15 protein-coding genes are annotated in these 16,249 nt (G+C 51.8%); 9 read left to right on the forward strand and 6 right to left on the reverse strand.

All coding sequences use genetic code 11. The features are described from left to right. Positions 1-81: 81 nt before the first annotated feature. On the forward strand, positions 82-1,011 hold the full coding sequence (gene mdh, locus ACFE8Q_RS05245) for a malate dehydrogenase (RefSeq protein ID WP_375444303.1): 930 nt from the start codon (positions 82-84) through the stop codon (positions 1,009-1,011). A gap of 253 nt (positions 1,012-1,264) precedes the next feature. Continuing rightward, positions 1,265-2,458, forward strand: coding sequence for an aldose epimerase family protein (locus tag ACFE8Q_RS05250; RefSeq protein WP_375444304.1), 1,194 nt, complete (start codon positions 1,265-1,267; stop codon positions 2,456-2,458). A 94-nt stretch (positions 2,459-2,552) separates the two neighbouring features. Here the strand turns inward: ACFE8Q_RS05250 and ACFE8Q_RS05255 are convergent, their stop codons facing one another. Beyond that, positions 2,553-2,861, reverse strand: a complete 309-nt coding sequence (locus tag ACFE8Q_RS05255; protein WP_375444305.1) for a hypothetical protein — start codon at positions 2,859-2,861, stop codon at positions 2,553-2,555. Positions 2,862-3,103: 242 nt separating this feature from the next. On the opposite strand from ACFE8Q_RS05255, the gene ffh reads away from it, so the two are divergent. From ffh to ACFE8Q_RS05270, 3 genes are all read left to right on the forward strand, one after another. Further along, positions 3,104-4,423, forward strand: a complete 1,320-nt coding sequence (gene ffh / locus ACFE8Q_RS05260; RefSeq protein WP_375444306.1) for a signal recognition particle protein — start codon at positions 3,104-3,106, stop codon at positions 4,421-4,423. Positions 4,424-4,532: 109 nt separating this feature from the next. After that, complete coding sequence (locus ACFE8Q_RS05265) at positions 4,533-4,988, forward strand: hypothetical protein (protein ID WP_375444307.1); 456 nt, start codon at positions 4,533-4,535, stop codon at positions 4,986-4,988. A 101-nt stretch (positions 4,989-5,089) separates the two neighbouring features. After that, complete coding sequence (locus tag ACFE8Q_RS05270; RefSeq protein WP_375444308.1) at positions 5,090-6,544, forward strand: S41 family peptidase; 1,455 nt, start codon at positions 5,090-5,092, stop codon at positions 6,542-6,544. Here the strand turns inward: ACFE8Q_RS05270 and ACFE8Q_RS05275 are convergent. The 3 genes from ACFE8Q_RS05275 to ACFE8Q_RS05285 form a co-directional block, all read right to left on the reverse strand. Beyond that, positions 6,533-7,810, reverse strand: a complete 1,278-nt coding sequence (locus ACFE8Q_RS05275) for a T9SS type A sorting domain-containing protein (RefSeq protein ID WP_375444309.1) — start codon at positions 7,808-7,810, stop codon at positions 6,533-6,535. The genes ACFE8Q_RS05270 and ACFE8Q_RS05275 overlap by 12 nt on opposite strands. 59 nt (positions 7,811-7,869) lie before the next feature. Then, positions 7,870-9,057 carry an AIR synthase related protein gene (locus ACFE8Q_RS05280; RefSeq protein WP_375444310.1) on the reverse strand — a complete coding sequence of 396 codons (1,188 nt, stop codon included), beginning with the start codon at positions 9,055-9,057 and terminating at the stop codon, positions 7,870-7,872. A gap of 143 nt (positions 9,058-9,200) precedes the next feature. Further along, positions 9,201-10,196, reverse strand: a complete 996-nt coding sequence (locus ACFE8Q_RS05285; RefSeq protein WP_375444311.1) for a Gfo/Idh/MocA family protein — start codon at positions 10,194-10,196, stop codon at positions 9,201-9,203. Between the two features lie 69 nt (positions 10,197-10,265). Between ACFE8Q_RS05285 and ACFE8Q_RS05290 the strand changes: the two genes are divergently transcribed. After that, positions 10,266-11,114 carry a DUF481 domain-containing protein gene (locus ACFE8Q_RS05290; RefSeq protein ID WP_375444312.1) on the forward strand — a complete coding sequence of 283 codons (849 nt, stop codon included), beginning with the start codon at positions 10,266-10,268 and terminating at the stop codon, positions 11,112-11,114. A 2-nt stretch (positions 11,115-11,116) separates the two neighbouring features. On the opposite strand, the gene ACFE8Q_RS05295 is transcribed toward ACFE8Q_RS05290, so the two are convergent. Next, the gene (locus tag ACFE8Q_RS05295; protein WP_375444313.1) at positions 11,117-11,320 is read right to left on the reverse strand and encodes a hypothetical protein; all 204 of its coding nucleotides are present in this window, start codon (positions 11,318-11,320) and stop codon (positions 11,117-11,119) included. Between the two features lie 236 nt (positions 11,321-11,556). Between ACFE8Q_RS05295 and ACFE8Q_RS05300 the strand changes: the two genes are divergently transcribed. Beyond that, positions 11,557-13,023 (forward strand): tetratricopeptide repeat protein, encoded by a 1,467-nt coding sequence (locus tag ACFE8Q_RS05300; protein WP_375444314.1) that lies wholly within the window; start codon positions 11,557-11,559, stop codon positions 13,021-13,023. 85 nt (positions 13,024-13,108) lie between these two features. Here ACFE8Q_RS05300 and ACFE8Q_RS05305 read toward each other — a convergent pair whose 3' ends face one another. Continuing rightward, positions 13,109-14,197: an endonuclease/exonuclease/phosphatase family protein gene (locus ACFE8Q_RS05305; RefSeq protein ID WP_375444315.1), complete on the reverse strand. Its 1,089-nt coding sequence runs from the start codon at positions 14,195-14,197 to the stop codon at positions 13,109-13,111. Between the two features lie 229 nt (positions 14,198-14,426). Between ACFE8Q_RS05305 and purE the strand changes: the two genes are divergently transcribed. Together purE and ACFE8Q_RS05315 are read left to right on the forward strand one after the other, a co-directional pair. After that, the gene (gene purE, locus ACFE8Q_RS05310; RefSeq protein WP_375444358.1) at positions 14,427-14,906 is read left to right on the forward strand and encodes a 5-(carboxyamino)imidazole ribonucleotide mutase; all 480 of its coding nucleotides are present in this window, start codon (positions 14,427-14,429) and stop codon (positions 14,904-14,906) included. 13 nt (positions 14,907-14,919) lie between these two features. Continuing rightward, entirely contained in the window at positions 14,920-15,630 is a 711-nt protein-coding gene (locus tag ACFE8Q_RS05315; RefSeq protein ID WP_375444316.1) for a LysM peptidoglycan-binding domain-containing protein, read from the forward strand. Positions 15,631-16,249: the final 619 nt, after the last annotated feature.

Raw genomic sequence — 16,249 nt, forward strand, 5'->3', positions numbered from 1 at the left:
GAACGTAATGCCTTGTTTTGCTGGGTGGTGTACCTGAACTTTACGCCCAGTCGATTTACCCGTTTTAACACTGATTCTCGCATGAAAATTACCGTAGTAGGAGCCGGAGCCGTAGGGGCTACCTGTGCCGATAACATTATCCGTCGTGAGCTGGCCGAAGAGGTCGTGCTGCTTGACATCAAGGAAGGGCTCAGCGAAGGCAAAGCCCTGGATATGTTCCAGACAGCCACGCTTTGCGGTTTCGATACCAAAATTACCGGCAGCACCAACGATTACGCCAAAACGGCCGGGTCGGGCGTGGTGGTTATCACCTCAGGTATTCCGCGCAAACCGGGCATGACCCGTGAGGAACTGATCGGCACCAACGCCAACATCGTGAAGGGCGTGACCGAAAACATCCTGAAGCATTCGCCCGAGGCCATCATCATCATCGTGTCGAACCCGATGGATACCATGACCCAACTGGCGCTTCAGGCGTCGGGGCTACCCAAAAACCGGATCATCGGTATGGGTGGTATCCTCGATTCGGCCCGCTTCAAGACGTACCTGTCGCTGGCGATGGATTGCCCACCCAACGATATTCACGGCGCAGTTATTGGCGGTCATGGCGACACGACCATGATTCCGCTGACGCGCCTGGCTACTCGTAATGGTGTGCCCGTGAGCCAGTTTCTCGATGCGGCAACGCTGGAAAAGGTTGCTCAGGACACGATGGTAGGCGGTGCCACACTGACGAAGCTCATCGGCACGTCGGCCTGGTATGCACCGGGTGCGGCCGTGGGTGAACTGGTAGAGAGCATCGTTCGCGACCAGAAGCACATTTTCCCTTGCTGCGTAGCGCTGGACGGCGAATACGGTCAGTCGGATATTTGTCTGGGTGTGCCCGTTGTGATTGGCAAAACCGGCTGGGAGCAGATCATCGATTACAAGCTGACCGATGAAGAACAAGCCACATTTAACAAGTCAGCCGAGGCCGTTCGGAACATGAACGAAGTGCTAAAAACGCTGTAAGAACGATAAATTATGAATAATGAGTAATGGATTGGCTGCTTTAGTGACAAGCAATTCATCACTTATTATTCATAATTAATAACTCAATTAGGGAGATATTACCAACTTTATCCTTTCACTATCATGAACTTGTTTCATCATAGGTTAGTAATGAAAAAAAACGTCGGCCCCCTGGTCGACGTTTTTTTTGTAGTAAGTAGAGCCGCCGTTTTTCTTTAGTTTGTGCCTTTTAACTGGCCTATCACCCTTTTTCATGAAAAACTTCATTATTCCTGTCGCACTACTGACCGTACTGTCGGGAGCTGGTTGCCAAACCTCAACAAAGTCGGGCGATGCCGACACTGACACTGCTTCGCAGACCGATTCAACTACTATGTCTGATACCACGGCTATCGATTACAAACTGCCCGATCCCAAAGCGTTTGAGGGAACGATCAACGGCAAGAAAACGGCCCTTTACACCCTTAAAGGAGCCAACATACAGGCAGCCATTACCAACTACGGTGCCCGGATCGTAAGCCTGCTGGTGCCCGATAAAAACGGTAAACTGACCGACGTGGCGATGGGCTTCAGCGGCATCAAAGACTACGAAAAAGATGGATCCGATTTTTTTGGACCCATTGTAGGCCGGTTCGGAAACCGCATTGGTAAAGCCCAGTTTACCCTCGACGGGAAGACGTACAAAACCGCGCAGAACAACAACGGCAACACGCTGCACAGCGGGCCAACGGGCTTTCATAAGCAGGTGTGGGATGCCAAACAGATCGACGATAAAACGGTACAGCTAACGTACCTGTCGAAAGATGGCGAAGGCGGTTTCCCCGGTAACGTAACCACAACCGTGACGTACTCGATCGACGGCGACAATGCGTTAAAAATCGAATACAAAGCCACCACCGACAAGCCAACGCCTTATAACCCAACCAGCCACGGGTTTTTCAACCTGAACGGCGACGGTAGCGGTACGGTGAATAATCATGTGCTGATGATTGATGCTGACAAGTATTCGCAGGTCGATAAGGGGCTAATTCCGCAGGGTGAGCCCGTATCAGTTGACGGAACGCCGTTCGATTTTCGGAAACCGACGGCCGTTGGTGCACGCGTTGATGAGAAAAACGAGCAACTGACCTTCGGCGGCGGCTACGACCACAACTGGGTGCTAAACCACAAGATGGGCTCGCTCGATAAAGTGGTGGAAATCACGGGCGACAAATCGGGCATTAAGATGAGCGTGTTGACCACCGAACCAGCGATGCAGTTCTACGGCGGTAACTTCTTCACTGGGACCGACAAGGGTAAATATGGCCGGGTAACGAATTTCAGGGGTGGTTTTGCCCTTGAAGCGCAGCATTACCCTGATTCACCAAACAAGCCAACGTACCCAAACACGATTCTGAAACCCGGCCAAACGTACAAGCAAACGACGGAGTACCGGTTTGAGAAATAGGGGTTCAAGGGTTCATGTTTAAAGTCTAAAGTCGCGCTGCTACACTACGTATGGTTGGTATGCAGCGCGACTTTAGACACTGAACTTTGAACTCTTACTGTTTCGGTTTCTTCTCTACGGAATGGACGTCCCGAAAGGCATCCATGATGCGTGACCAGAAACGCTTGCCCGATTTATCTGTTACTTGTGCCGTAGTAGCTGTTGTCGATTTGGGTGATGAGGCGGTCGACTTAGCCGTAGTAGCTTTGTTTGTTTTTGTCTGAGGCTTTTGGGACGGCTTTTCAACCAATGCTGTACTGGTTTGCTCCGTAGACAGGCGCAACGAGCAGGCAACTACGGGTGAGCCAAGCAAACTGGCCAACACAACGGAATAAATAATAATTGAGGCCGATTTCCTGGACATAAACTGGTTGTTGTATGATTAGTAGATCAAGTATTCATGTTTACGGTATGGCAATGTATAAATTTTAGACGAAAGAATTAGACTTAAATTGCGGGTGTTCTTGTTTTTATTTTGTTCTATAGAGTTAGTATTTATTAAAAAGATAGATCAGCCGGGTGGTAATGAAAATGTCTTTGGCCTGGTTAGTTATAGGCGTCTGCGGGCGAAACCGTTATCTTTGCTGATACTACGTTTACAATATCATGTTCGAGAACCTACAGAGTAAGCTTGATAAGGCCTTTAAAACCCTGAAGGGACAGGGCCGCATTACCGAAATAAATGTTGCCGCTACCATTAAAGAAGTTCGCCGCGCCCTGACCGACGCCGACGTAAACTACAAGGTGGCTAAAGACGTAACCGATCGGGTTAAGGAGAAAGCCCTTGACCGGAAGGTGTTGATCGCCGTTGAGCCGGGGCAATTGTTTGTCAAGATCGTGCAGGAAGAACTGACCGAACTGATGGGCACCGAAGCCAAACCGATCAATCTGAAAGGGGAACCAGCGGTCGTTCTGATTGCCGGTCTGCAAGGGTCAGGAAAGACTACGTTTTCGGGGAAACTGGCTTCGTATATTAAAAAACAGGGTAAAGGTGTGCTACTCGTTGCCGCCGACATTTACCGTCCCGCCGCTATTGACCAATTGAAAGTGCTGGGTGAACAGGTTGGCGTTGAGGTCTTTGCCGAGCCGGAAAATAAAGATGCCGTTTCGATTGTGCAGAACGCACTGGCCCACGCCAAACGGACGGGCAAGAAAGTGATGATCGTGGATACCGCCGGTCGGTTGGCGGTGGATGAGGTGATGATGCAGGAAATCGAGAAGGTGAAAGCCGCCCTCAATCCAGCCGAGACTCTGTTTGTTGTCGATTCCATGACCGGGCAGGATGCGGTAAATACGGCCAAAACCTTCAACGACCGCCTGAATTTCGACGGGGTGGTACTGACCAAGCTCGACGGTGATTCGCGGGGTGGAGCCGCCTTGTCGATCAGGGCGGTGGTGAACAAGCCGATCAAGTTCATGAGTACCGGCGAGAAAATGGATGCGCTCGACGTATTCTACCCCGACCGGATGGCCAGCCGGATTCTGGGCATGGGCGACGTCATTTCGCTCGTTGAACGCGCCCAACAGGCATTCGACGATGACGAAGCACGCCGGATCAACGCCAAGATGCGGAAGAACCAGTTCGATTTCGACGACTTCCTGAGCCAGCTTCAGCAGATCAAAAAGATGGGTAACATCAAAGATCTGATCGGCATGATTCCGGGCATGGGCAAAATGGTGAAAGACCTCGATCTGGATAACAAGTCGTTTGCGCCCATCGAAGCCATCATCAGTTCGATGACACCGAAAGAACGCGCGCGGCCCGAAATCATCGACATCAGCCGCAAAAAACGCATCGCCGCTGGCTCTGGTACCGACGTTCAGCAGGTAACCAATCTGCTAAAGCAGTTCGATGAGATGCGGAAGATGATGAAGAAAATGAACAACATGCAGTCGTCGGGCAAACTGGCGAAGATGATGAAATAGATAGACTTAGAGAGTGAAAGAGCTAAAGAGTGATAGAGTGAAAGTTGCTTAAATCTGGCGCAAGCAACTTTCACTCTATCACTCTTTAGCTCTTTCACTCTTTCGCCATATGAAGCACCTCTCCACCATTCTTCTTTTTCTTGCCTTACCCGTAACGGCTTTCAGTCAGGCGTCTGTGGGGTATTATCCGTTCAATAGCTTCGGTTTGTTCACCGTTAGTACCAATCCCGATAAACTGATCTGGCTGGACGGCCGCTTGCAAACCAACTCGCTGTTTGAGCAACTCAGCACCACGTTTTGCCCGATGGTGAACGTGAAGCGTACCGAACGGGTGAATTATTACGTGGGTCCTGGCATACAGATCAACGCGCTCAATTCGGTGAATGGCGATAAAATTCTCGAAGGCTATTCGCTGCACGTTGGCGTTCGGGCGGCACCGGTAGCCAGTCTGCCCAACCTGCGCATTGCGTTCGAGTTGTCACCATCGGCCCGGTCGAATTTTAAATCAGGCGTCTTCTACTCCTATCTGGGCTTGGTCTGGCACTTTCGCAAACGAACTGACTAATAGGTCGGTAAAACGATTTTTTCATACTTTTTTAAGCCCGGCACCGCCACAGTTGCCGGGCTTTTTGCGTTAAGTAGTATATAGAGTCTACAACGTTTTCTATGAACATCTCAACAAAATCAATCCGTACCGTTCTGGCGCTTTTCGTCGCAGGTACGTTGTTGCTGACGGGCTGTAAAAAAGACCCCGTAGAGATTAACCCAACCGGCGCAACAGCCACGAATGGGTACGTCGACAACTGGATTCTGAATAACATGCGGTATGCTTATTACTGGGCGGATAAGATTCCTGCCAGGCCCGATACAACGCAGGCGCCGCGCGATTTCTTCAACTCGATACTGTATACATACAACGCGACAACCAACCCGAACGGCGACCGTTTTTCGTGGATTCAGGAAAGTTCGGCCGACCTGACGGCGTTGCTGAATGGGCAAACCACCACCACCGGTATGGAATTTGACCTGCTGCCACGGGCGCAGAACAGCACCGATGTCGTAGGCGTTGTGCTTTACGTATTGCCCGGTTCGCCCGCCGATAAAGCTGGTTTTAAACGAAATGACGTCTTTTACTCGGTCAACGGAACACCGCTGACTACGACAAATGCGGGTATTGCCTATGGTGATGGGACGCTGACGTTTGGCATGGCCACCGTTCAGAACGGCGCGTTGACCAACACCACCACGACAAGGGCAGTGACGCCGGTTGTGTTTCAGGAGAATCCTATTTTTAAAGACTCTGTCTACGTTGTTGGCGACCGCAAGATTGGGTACTTGATGTACAATCAGTTCGTGCCTGGCCCGAACGGCTCAACCACCCGCACGTATGATAATCAGGTGAATACAGTGTTTGGTAAGTTCAAATCACAGGGTGTCAACGAATTAGTGCTCGATCTGCGCTACAACGGTGGGGGTGACGTACAATCATCGACCAATTTGGCCAGTCTGCTTGTAAAGGGCGTGAACGGACAGGCGAAAGTGCCGTTTGTGCGCAAAGAGTTTAACCCGCAACTAACAGCCGATATCCTCAAAGATCCTCAGGGTGGAAGCGACTACTTCTATAATTATTTCAGTAGCCCGGCTAACAATATCGGCAGTCAGTTGTCGCGGATGTATGTACTGACGACTGAACGCACAGCATCGGCCAGCGAGTTGATCATTAACGGGTTACGGCCGTTTATGACAGTCAATACGGTCGGTTCAACATCGGCTGGTAAAAACGTAGGTTCGTTTACAATCACGGACGACAATAATTCGGGCAACAGGTGGGGTATGCAACCTATTGTGTTCCGTTCATACAACAAGAACAATGAGTCGGACTATTGGACAGGCTTCACGCCGACTGTATCGGTTGATGAACCCTATGGCGCGCTTTATCCCCTTGGCGATACCCGCGATGCCCTGCTGGCCGGTGCGATCAGCCATATTCGTGGCCTTACATCGGGCGGGCGTATTGGCCGCGTAAACGCGCAGACGGTAGTTGGCTCATCGTTGACCCGCAAGCCAGGCGGTAGCGTGATTACGCTGCCACAGGCTATTACTCATAAGTTACTGAACTAGTACCCGCTTGGTAAGCCGGGCGGTTCCGGTACTGGCGGTGAGCAGATAAACGCCCGAAGGCAGAGGATGTTGCAAAAGCAGCGTTATCTCCCCTTCGGGCGTTTCGCGTTGCTGGCAGGATACAGGGTGGCCTGCCAGGGTGCTAATCAGGTACGTTGCTCCGGTCAGGTTCCGGGCAAGTAGCCTTATGAACGTACCTGCGCCGGGATTATCCAGAATGGTAAATCCAGGTACGCTGGTGGGTACGTCGGCGGTCGCGATTTTGCTCAATACCACGGAGCCATCGGTATTGGTTTGTCGAAGCCGGTAGTAGTTTATGCCCTCTGCTGGCTGTGCGTCAATGAAGTCGTAGGTACGTTGCTTTGCCGGGTCATCTGTTGCCTGAATGATTCCGATAGCGGTGAATTCCTGTGCATTGGTGCTTCGTTCAACCGTAAAGAGCGTTGCCAACTGGTTCACTGATTGCCAGTTAAGGTTAACCTGCGTGCCTGTTGCCTGAGCTTTTAACAGGGTAGTAGCGACCGGTAATGCGCCGTTTATGTCGCGAATCAGGAAGTTATCGAACTGGAAAATGGCCGCGTAAACATCATCGTCAATACGGAGCTTGAAATCCGTCATGGTTTGGGTTGGTGTAAGAACAGGAAGGTCGGTAAAGACCCGAGTTGTACCAACCCATAGGTCATATGTATCGTTGGGCAAGGTTTTTAAACCGCCGCCGGGTTGCAGGTACGTAACAGTATAGTCGGCATTATTCAGAACAAACGTTAGTGTTTGTTTGCCAGTAAACGCTACCGAATTGGCACCACCGCCACCAGACGGAATACTGCGCACCGAAAATTCGTGTCCGTTGCCTGTAAAGTTGATGCCGAATCGGGCGTAAATATCAGCGTTACTCGGGTTGCCCGGACCGTTACTAAAGCTATTTCCTACGTAAAATAGCAGTACGCTGTTCCCTGCTATTGTTGTGGCAGAAACCACTTCGAAATCAAACTGGATATATAACGAACCCGGCGTTGGGTTGAAGTCAGTATTATGGGCAAAATGACCTGTAGAGCCGTTATTGGGGCGATCAAATTGAAGCGCACCATTTAGGATCGACGCCGAAGGTCCCGAAATTCCTTTGAACTTGGTTGACCCGGGGTTGCTGGAATTGACGTAATCACTGAGTACGCCGCCCGCCGAAAAATCCTGCTGAAAAAGCGTAGTTTGGCCAAAGCCAGCACACGTTACCAGACTAACTAAACTGGTAATAAGTATAATCTTCATGGCATACGGTTTCGTTATCCGTTGCCAAACTACCATTTTTCTAACTACTTACAAATTTACTAGTACGTATACGTAATCGAATCGTGTTGAATCGTTACCCGTTTGCCCGCGTAGGCCTCAACGTGGCCAATAACCTGAGCGTCAATGCCGAATGAACGCGATACGTCGATGACCGTCTGTGCGTGTTCAGGAGCGAGGTACACTTCCAGGCGATGTCCCATGTTAAAGACCTTAAACATCTCCTGCCATGAGGTGCCGCTTTCCTGCTGAATCAGCGTAAAGAGCGGCGGCACGGGCAACAGGTTGTCTTTCACCACGTGCAGGTTGTCGATGAAGTGCAACACCTTCGTTTGTGCTCCGCCCGAACAGTGAACCATGCCGTGAATCTGGCCACGTAGTTGGTCGAGCAGCGTTTTCGCAACCGGCGCGTAGGTACGTGTCGGCGACAGGATCAGCTTGCCCGCCGGAACCGTCTGTGTATCACCGCCCGGTCCTTTTCCAATCTCCACCGGTGATTGCAAATCCATGCTACCACTATAAATCAGGCTACGGTCAACGGCGGGGTCGAAACTTTCGGGATAGCGGTCGGCCAGGTTGTGGGCCAGCACATCGTGACGGGCCGAGGTGAGGCCGTTACTGCCCATGCCGCCGTTGTATTCAGTTTCGTAGGTCGCTTGCCCGTAAGACGCCAGCCCAACTACCACATCGCCGGGCCGGATTTGGTCATTGCTGATCACATCGGCACGGGGCATCCGGGCAATAACCGTGCTGTCGACAATGAGGGTACGTACCAGATCACCCACGTCGGCTGTTTCGCCGCCCGTACTGTGAATATCGATGCCATGATCGCGCAGCATCTGAAGTACCTCTTCGGTCCCGTTGATGAGCGCCGCAATGACCTCGCCCGGAATCAGGTTTTTGTTGCGGCCAATGGTCGATGAGAGCAGCATGGGGCCGGTGGCACCCACGCAGAGCAAATCGTCGGTATTCATCACTACGGCGTCCTGAGCAATGCCTTTCCAGACGCTCATATCGCCGGTTTCGCGCCAGTAGAGGTAGGCCAGCGACGATTTGGTGCCCGCGCCATCAGCATGCATGATGGTGCAGTAATTTGGGTCACCGGCTAGCGCATCGGGTACTATTTTGCAGAAAGCCTTCGGAAACAGGCCTTTATCGAGGCGGGAAATGGCGTTGTGAACGTCTTCTTTGTCGGCAGAAACGCCCCGTTGGGCATAGCGGTCAGTCATGCACGCAAAGATAAGGACGGTCTACGTTGTAGCGTCTACAGTTTACTGTCTAAAGTTCAGAGTCTAAAGTCGCTCCGCTGGTTTGCTAATCGTAGGCCAGCGGAGCGACTTTAGACTTTGAACTTTAGACAGTATACATCATTTTACTCATAAATAATGCCAGCGGCCCGGCGCACATCGTCGAGCAGGGTCATCAGGTTTCGGCTGTCGGTATGGCTCCAGAGCGGGCTTTCGGTGAAGCCGTCATTCAGGCAGTCCATCACATGCTGCGCCTCATAATCGTAGCCGAAGGTAGTGCGGTCATACGTATGCGTCAGCGGTTCGGTATCCGGTTTTTCCAGCGTCACGACGGTTGATTCGTGGAAACGCCCGTGAATGCGAATGGTCCCTTCGGTGCCATAGATCAGTGCCACATTTTCGGTATTGGCCATGAACGTGCTGTTCAGGATCGCCATCGCGCCGTTAGAATAAGTTAGCACCATGCCGCATTGCTCGTCGGCACCAGTGGGAGCCAGGGTAGCCGAAGCCACAATGGAAGCTGGCATACCGTTGATGAGGTAGCTGATAAAGAGCGGGTAGATGCCGATGTCGAGCAACGAGCCGCCGCCCAACTCCTTGTTGAACAGCCGTTTGCCGGGGTCATACTCGGCTTTGAAACCAAAGTCGGCCTTGACGGTCAGCACCTGACCAATAGCTCCTTCATCGATCCACTTTTTGGCCTGTTGAATGGTGGGCATGAACCGGCTCCATAGTGCTTCCATCAAAAACGTTTGTCGGGCCTCGGCAACACCAAGCATCTGGTTTACGTCGCCGATGTCCATGCCAAACGGTTTTTCGCACAACACTGCCAGGCCGCCATTCAGGCAGAGCAGCGTGTTGGCGCGGTGATAGACATGACGCGTGGCAATGTACACCACATCAATATCGTCGGCCAGGGCAAGCAGCGCTTCATACGTACCCAGCGCACGGGGCAATGTGCCGTCGGGGCGGGAATAGTGCGCGGCGAACTCGTCGGCCCGGCCCTGATCGGTCGAAGCAACGGCTACCAGATCGGCATTTGGAAGGGTGACTAAGTCGGTAGCGAACTTATGGGCAATACGGCCTAAGCCCAGGATGGCCCAGCGAGTTTTTGTTGGCATGAGTCTGTTTTTACCGCAATGAAGCGACTTTTGCGAAAATCATTGTGTCGCTTTAGTAAAAACAACGTTATGCGCTTTCTCCTTCTTTTTAGTTTAGTGGTGTTCGCTTTGCCCACGTTTGCCCAGAATACCGAACAACCCGACCCGTTGCGCCCCTCCCTGCGCGACAGCACGCAACTTGCCGCCGATTCGACCCGGAAAGTGGCCGATTCATTGCAGGGAAAACCCAAAAGCAGGCTGGCTTTTACCCCCGTTTACCGCTTCCGTCTAACCACCGATGGCACCTTTACGAGCGGCAACGTGAATCGATCGCTGCTTCAGATTGTCAGTGCGTTTGATGTGGAAGTGAGTAAGGTGGCTAAACTGTCGACAACCCCTTCGTTTGTCTTTGGCCGACAAAGCGGACTACTGGCTGAACGGGAATATTTCGGCGACGCCCGCCTGACAATGTTCTATGAAAATAACCTGTACTACCTGGCATTTGGCTCCTATGAACGGAGTAACCTGCGCCAGATCCAGAATCGATACACAGCCGCCGCAGGCATTGGCTATAAACTGCTCACGCGCAAGCACGCCTACCTGTCGATTACCGACGTACTGATTCGTGAGTATACCGATTATATGGAACTGAGCGACGTGAACATCTGGCGTAACTCGGCGCGGCTTTTTGGTGAATACACGTTTGACAAAGACCGTTGGAGCGTGTCACACACGGTCTTTTATCAACCCGCGTTGAGCAGGCAGGAAGGGCAACCGCTCAACGTACGCTGGAACGGGAGCGTTAGTGTTCAGTATAAGTTCAGTACGTACCTGAGCTTTAGAACTACACTGGCCAACTCCTACGAAAGTGTCGTGGTGCCGGGCCGCGTGAACAATGATCTGCGCCTGACGGTAGGAATGACCTACGAAAGAAAGTAAAATCAGGAATTCACGTATCGCATGCTCAGCCCGGCACTGACTAGCAAAATGGCCACCAAACGCAGTACCCAATGAGCCTGCCGTCTGCCGATCTGTTGCTGAACGCGCTTAAACTGGTTAAGGCCCACAAGAGACGAATAGCCCATCAGCGCAAGTATGTCGTAAAAGAACAATAATAACCCGTAGAAAAGCAGGTAAAAACTCATGAATCCTCAGTTGATCTGTTACTGAAATGACGGCACGAATATAGGGCTTGCCCAAGTGTGAATCCCTGCCAAAGTTTATTAATAATAGCTTGACTTAACTAGTCAATTGGTTTACTATCGATTCCACTTAAGCGGGTATTGCATGGTTTAGACCAGATTGGGCCGTTGAAGTAACGCGCGGTTTAGCTGTGAATGAGATACCGTTTGGGAGCGATGGCTTGTAGCTTTGCCACCTTATGCGATACCTCCTGTTTTTCGGGCTATTGATATGGGCTGTATCCAGCCAGGGGCAGGACTTTGTCTGGACACCGGGCCTGCGCCATTCCTACATTGACCTCACGAAAGGACGTCTGCAAGCCGCGCGTCAAACGTTGGCGATGGAGTCTGCCATGCCAGTCAATGGGGTGCAGATTTATGTAGCAGACTACGCCGACATGATCGCGCTGCTCAGTTCCGATGATGATCGACTGCTCGAAAAGCTATCTGCGCGCGAATCAGAGCGCCTCGATCAGTTGGAAGACCTCGACGAAAAGTCACCGTATCAACGGCTGCTACTGGCCGAGGTACGTCTGCACTGGGCGTTCGTGAAACTCAAATTTGGCAAAGAAACCGCCGCTAGTTGGGGAGTTATCAAAGCGTATAAACTGCTGGCCGAGAATCAGCGGCTGTTTCCCGGTTTTCTGCCTACCTACAAGTCGCTGGGTGTGTTGCGGGTCATGATTGGGTCGGTGCCGACCAGCTACGCCTGGGTGCCGCGCCTGCTGGGGTTACGGGGTACTGTCAGCCAGGGTCTCGCCGATCTGCAACGAGCCCGGCACGACTCTATTTTCGGTGCGGAAGCCCAACTGGCCGATTTGCTCATTCGTGCCTATGTGTTGCGTTTTACGGAGAGCGACGAAGCCAACCTGAGCCGGCTTGTGGCCGAGTCGCCGGATAATCTGCTGGTTCGTTTTTTTGCGGCTACCACGGCCATGAAAAATGCGAAGTCTGAACAGGCACTTCTCTGGTTAACCTCGCGCCCCACTGGATCAGCCTATGTTTCGTTGCCCGTTATCGAAAATCTGCTGGGCGATATTTATCTGCAAAAAGGGCAATACGCTATGGCTCTGACCCATTACGGCTCATTTCTAAGTGTCTATCGGGGGCAAAACCTGCTGAAAGACAGCCACTATAAACGCTTTCTGTGTTATTGGCTGGCGGGTGATGAGGACCGCGCCCGTCTGGAATTACCCCGGATCATCTCCACCGGAAGAACCACGGTTGAAGCCGATAAAGCCGCCCAGAAGGTAGCCGAAACGTACCTGAAAACGTTTCCGACGCAACGGCAGCGAGTGCTGATGCAGGCCCGGCTGGCCTCCGACGGTGGCTTTCTCGACCAGGCCATTGCCGTGATGAAGCCGTATACTGAGGCTACGTTTCAAACGGTGGCCGAGCGGGCCGAGTACCAGTACAGGTTGGGGCGGATCTACCAGAAGCAGGGCAACGTACCTGCGGCCATCAGTGCTTTCGAGCGATCTATCGTGTTGAGTGACCCGGATCAGCTATCGTTCGGAGCTACGTCGGCCCTACAGCTAGGCTACCTTTTTCAGCAACAGCGCAACGTACCCAAAGCAAAGCAAGCCTTCGAAAAAGCCCTCAGCTACAAGCATCACGAATACAAAAACAGCATCGATAACAAAGCCCGAGCCGCGCTTAATAATTAACAGTTATCAATGACCAGTTATCAGCGTTGCCAGAGCGCAACATGCCCCTTATAGTAAGGTTCCTTAGCGGAGCAATTGATAATTGTTAACTGGTTCTGCTTTTTTCTACGATTTCCTGCGCCTCCTGAAGGTCGTCGCCTTCAGGCTTAGGAGCCTCCCTGATGCGTTTAGGGTCTGGATTATAGGTTAACGAAACCAGGATTGGGAAGTGATCAGAGCCGCAGGCGGGCAGGCGACGCAGAGTGCGAAGCCGAAAATGATGCGACACAAAAACATGATCGAGCGGCCAGCGGAGAAAGAAATAATTCGCATGAAAGGTGCTGTACAGACCCCGGCCAATTCGGGGGTCGAATAGGCCACTAAGGCGCTGAAACAGCCTTGTGGTGTGCGACCAGGCTACGTCGTTCAGGTCGCCCGCCACCATAACGGGGCCTGTTTGCCTGCGCGCTTCCCGGCCAACCAGTACCAGTTCTGCGTCGCGCTCTGTTGAGCGATAATGTTCTGTAGGGCTTGGTGGTTGCGGATGAACGCCGTAAAAATGCACCAGTTGCCCCGACTTCATTTCAAGTTGGACGTAGATAGACGGAATATCATCTTCTACCAGAAACCGCAATTCCTGACGTTTGAACGGCAACCTTGAATAAAACAACATGCCGTAGGTGTTCTCCTGCGGATACAAAATCCGATAAGGGTAACTGGCTTCCAGAGACGATAACTCCTGCTTCCAGTGAGCACTGGCTTCCAGGATCATGATCAGGTCTGGCTGGTGTTTTTTTGCCAGATCAAGCACTTTCGGACATTGTGTATTGGTCATCAACACATTGGCAGTCAGCAATGTCACCGTGTTTGCGTCTTCCTGAGGCCTGATTCGCTGTCCACGCGGATAGCGCTGCCGAAGCACCTGCCGGGGGTGCAGAAACGTGTAGGGCCAGAATAGCCAGGCTTGGTAAATCATTGCCGCCGTAACGCCGGCTGGTGCCAGCCAGTGGGGCCACGAGTAGTCATGAACAAATATGCCCCAGCCAAGCAGGCCAATAGCAGCCAGTGCTGCAAGCTGGGTGTGTGGAAAGTCCCAGATACGTACCCACCAATATTCGATTCGTAGTAAGTGAATGAACGAAAGAACTGTTATCAGCAGTCCGTAGACCAGCCAGCCCCACTCAGTTGTTGTCATGCAAACCTAAACTACACTTTTGGCCTTCCGGTTTTTCAATGAACAATTATGAGTTATCAATGAACAGCGTTGCTCAGGTACAGCCTGCCCCGCAAGGTGAAGTTCGTGGTAACGCTATTGGTCATTAGTCACTAATAACTGCCAATTGTTCATTGAAAAACCTGCTCATTGAGTAAAAACTTAGTCACTAACATCTTAAATGCCTGTAAAGTCCGTTATTTCGCAGGAAATGAAAGTAGGAATTATCATGGGTAGCATCTCCGACCGTCCGGTGATGCAGGAAGCCGCCGATGCACTGACGGAATTGGGCGTAGCCTGGGAGATGGACATCGTATCGGCGCATCGCACTCCCGAAAAAATGGTCGAGTACGCAAAGTCTGCCCGCGAACGGGGGCTGCGCGTGATTGTAGCTGGCGCTGGTGGGGCGGCTCACCTGCCCGGCATGGTGGCGGCGCTGACGGTTTTGCCTGTTATTGGGGTGCCCGTCAAATCAAGCAACTCAATTGACGGATGGGACTCTGTACTGTCTATTTTGCAGATGCCCGGTGGTGTGCCCGTCGCTACTGTAGCGCTCAACGGTGCGAAGAATGCGGGCATTCTGGCTGCCCAGATCATCGCCACTGCCGACGAAACGGTGGCCCGACGTCTGGCTGATTACAAAGAGGAATTGAAAGTGAAAGTGGCTCAGATGAGCGAGCAGTTAAAGTGATATCCATACGACGATGCCCGAAACTCCTAATAACGAACGCCAGAAGGCTAGCACATCGCTGCCGCTGATTACGCTGCTGGTGCTGGTGGGCCTCATTGCTGCGTTGCTTTACATCGGTTACGACAGCCTGGCCGATGACACTGGCAATGCCAGAGAACTGACCAGCGTACCGCTCGACACCACCGACCAGGCGATGGCCGGCCAGAATGATAATCCTGAAAACATACTGCCTGATACCAGCACTACACCTGCGCCGGTAGACTTGTCGCAGGCGCCTGCTCCAACTGATGAGGATGTTGCCGATAAGCCGACGGAAAAGACCAGCAACGAAGCGACCGATGCCGACAAGCCAGTGAAGGAAGAGGAAAAACCGGAAGATAAGCCCGAGAAGAAACCAGAAACACCTAAAGTGAATGGCAGCAACTCGACGTACACCATAGGCGACGGCGAAACATTTTATGGGGTCGCTAGTCGACTAAATATGAAGGTAAGCACCCTGAAAGCGTTAAACCCGGACGTTGACGAAAGCAGTGTAAAATCAGGAGTAACTAAATTACGGGTGAAAGTGAAAGCTATCCACACCGTTGGCAAAGGCGATGTGCTGCGGGTGGTTGCCGATAAATATGGTGTCAGTAAAGAGGCACTGATGAAGGCCAACCACAAAACAAAAGACATTGCCACTCGGGGCGAAAAATTGATCATTCCCCTTTCCTCGAAAGAATAGGTACTGCCGAAGTAGCCGCTATCGACTGCAACAACGTACCTGAGCAAGTGATTAATCGACTGCCAGAAAGCAGGCCTACCTACGATTGGGCTTGCTTTTTTAGTTCGCGCTTTACTCGCTGCACGTAAGGCATTGGTACCTCGACTAGTAGGGCGATGCGTTTCGTGTCGAAATCCGGTTGGCCACGCAGGTTGACAGTCAAGTTATGCGTTGCCTTCCTAATCGCTATCTGCCTTTTTGAAGTCCTTTCTACAGGCCCTTTTGCTCCCAACGTCTACGCCTTTTTCCAAGCCACGCTGGTGACTGCGTAAATAGAGAAAGTCTTTCTCCTCTTTGAAAAATGTAGCAACACTGTCCATAACCAGGTCAAATATGGATTGTGAGTTACGTAACTGAACCAATACCCGCCACTGTTCTCTATACCGCTCAAACAGCAGGGCACTATCGGCAGTTTCGTTAAGCCGCCGAATAGTGGCTTCGAATATAGTGGTAGGTGGCTCACCGGCGGGGTTGCCAAAAATCGCAAAAACAACTTCCCCGGCCTTGTTGAGGAGAGGAAAAGCCGGTAGTCAATCTGCTTGAAATTAACGAGTTGGTACTGGAATGAAAAGCTTAACGT

The sequence above is a fragment of the uncultured Fibrella sp. genome, from assembly GCF_964250085.1.
In the GTDB taxonomy this organism is placed as follows: domain Bacteria; phylum Bacteroidota; class Bacteroidia; order Cytophagales; family Spirosomataceae; genus Fibrella.

Bases quoted from the DNA above. Each gene is read 5' to 3' on its own strand.
- ACFE8Q_RS05265 (WP_375444307.1), top strand. From the start codon at position 4,533: ATGAAGCACCTCTCCACCATTCTTCTTTTTCTTGCCTTACCCGTAACG.
- mdh (WP_375444303.1), top strand. From the start codon at position 82: ATGAAAATTACCGTAGTAGGAGCCGGAGCCGTAGGGGCTACCTGTGCC.
- ACFE8Q_RS05280 (WP_375444310.1), bottom strand. From the start codon at position 9,057: ATGACTGACCGCTATGCCCAACGGGGCGTTTCTGCCGACAAAGAAGAC.
- purE (WP_375444358.1), top strand. From the start codon at position 14,427: ATGAAAGTAGGAATTATCATGGGTAGCATCTCCGACCGTCCGGTGATG.
- ACFE8Q_RS05290 (WP_375444312.1), top strand. From the start codon at position 10,266: ATGCGCTTTCTCCTTCTTTTTAGTTTAGTGGTGTTCGCTTTGCCCACG.
- ACFE8Q_RS05305 (WP_375444315.1), bottom strand. From the start codon at position 14,197: ATGACAACAACTGAGTGGGGCTGGCTGGTCTACGGACTGCTGATAACA.
- ffh (WP_375444306.1), top strand. From the start codon at position 3,104: ATGTTCGAGAACCTACAGAGTAAGCTTGATAAGGCCTTTAAAACCCTG.
- ACFE8Q_RS05315 (WP_375444316.1), top strand. From the start codon at position 14,920: ATGCCCGAAACTCCTAATAACGAACGCCAGAAGGCTAGCACATCGCTG.
- ACFE8Q_RS05300 (WP_375444314.1), top strand. From the start codon at position 11,557: ATGCGATACCTCCTGTTTTTCGGGCTATTGATATGGGCTGTATCCAGC.
- ACFE8Q_RS05285 (WP_375444311.1), bottom strand. From the start codon at position 10,196: ATGCCAACAAAAACTCGCTGGGCCATCCTGGGCTTAGGCCGTATTGCC.
- ACFE8Q_RS05250 (WP_375444304.1), top strand. From the start codon at position 1,265: ATGAAAAACTTCATTATTCCTGTCGCACTACTGACCGTACTGTCGGGA.
- ACFE8Q_RS05295 (WP_375444313.1), bottom strand. From the start codon at position 11,320: ATGAGTTTTTACCTGCTTTTCTACGGGTTATTATTGTTCTTTTACGAC.
- ACFE8Q_RS05270 (WP_375444308.1), top strand. From the start codon at position 5,090: ATGAACATCTCAACAAAATCAATCCGTACCGTTCTGGCGCTTTTCGTC.
- ACFE8Q_RS05255 (WP_375444305.1), bottom strand. From the start codon at position 2,861: ATGTCCAGGAAATCGGCCTCAATTATTATTTATTCCGTTGTGTTGGCC.
- ACFE8Q_RS05275 (WP_375444309.1), bottom strand. From the start codon at position 7,810: ATGAAGATTATACTTATTACCAGTTTAGTTAGTCTGGTAACGTGTGCT.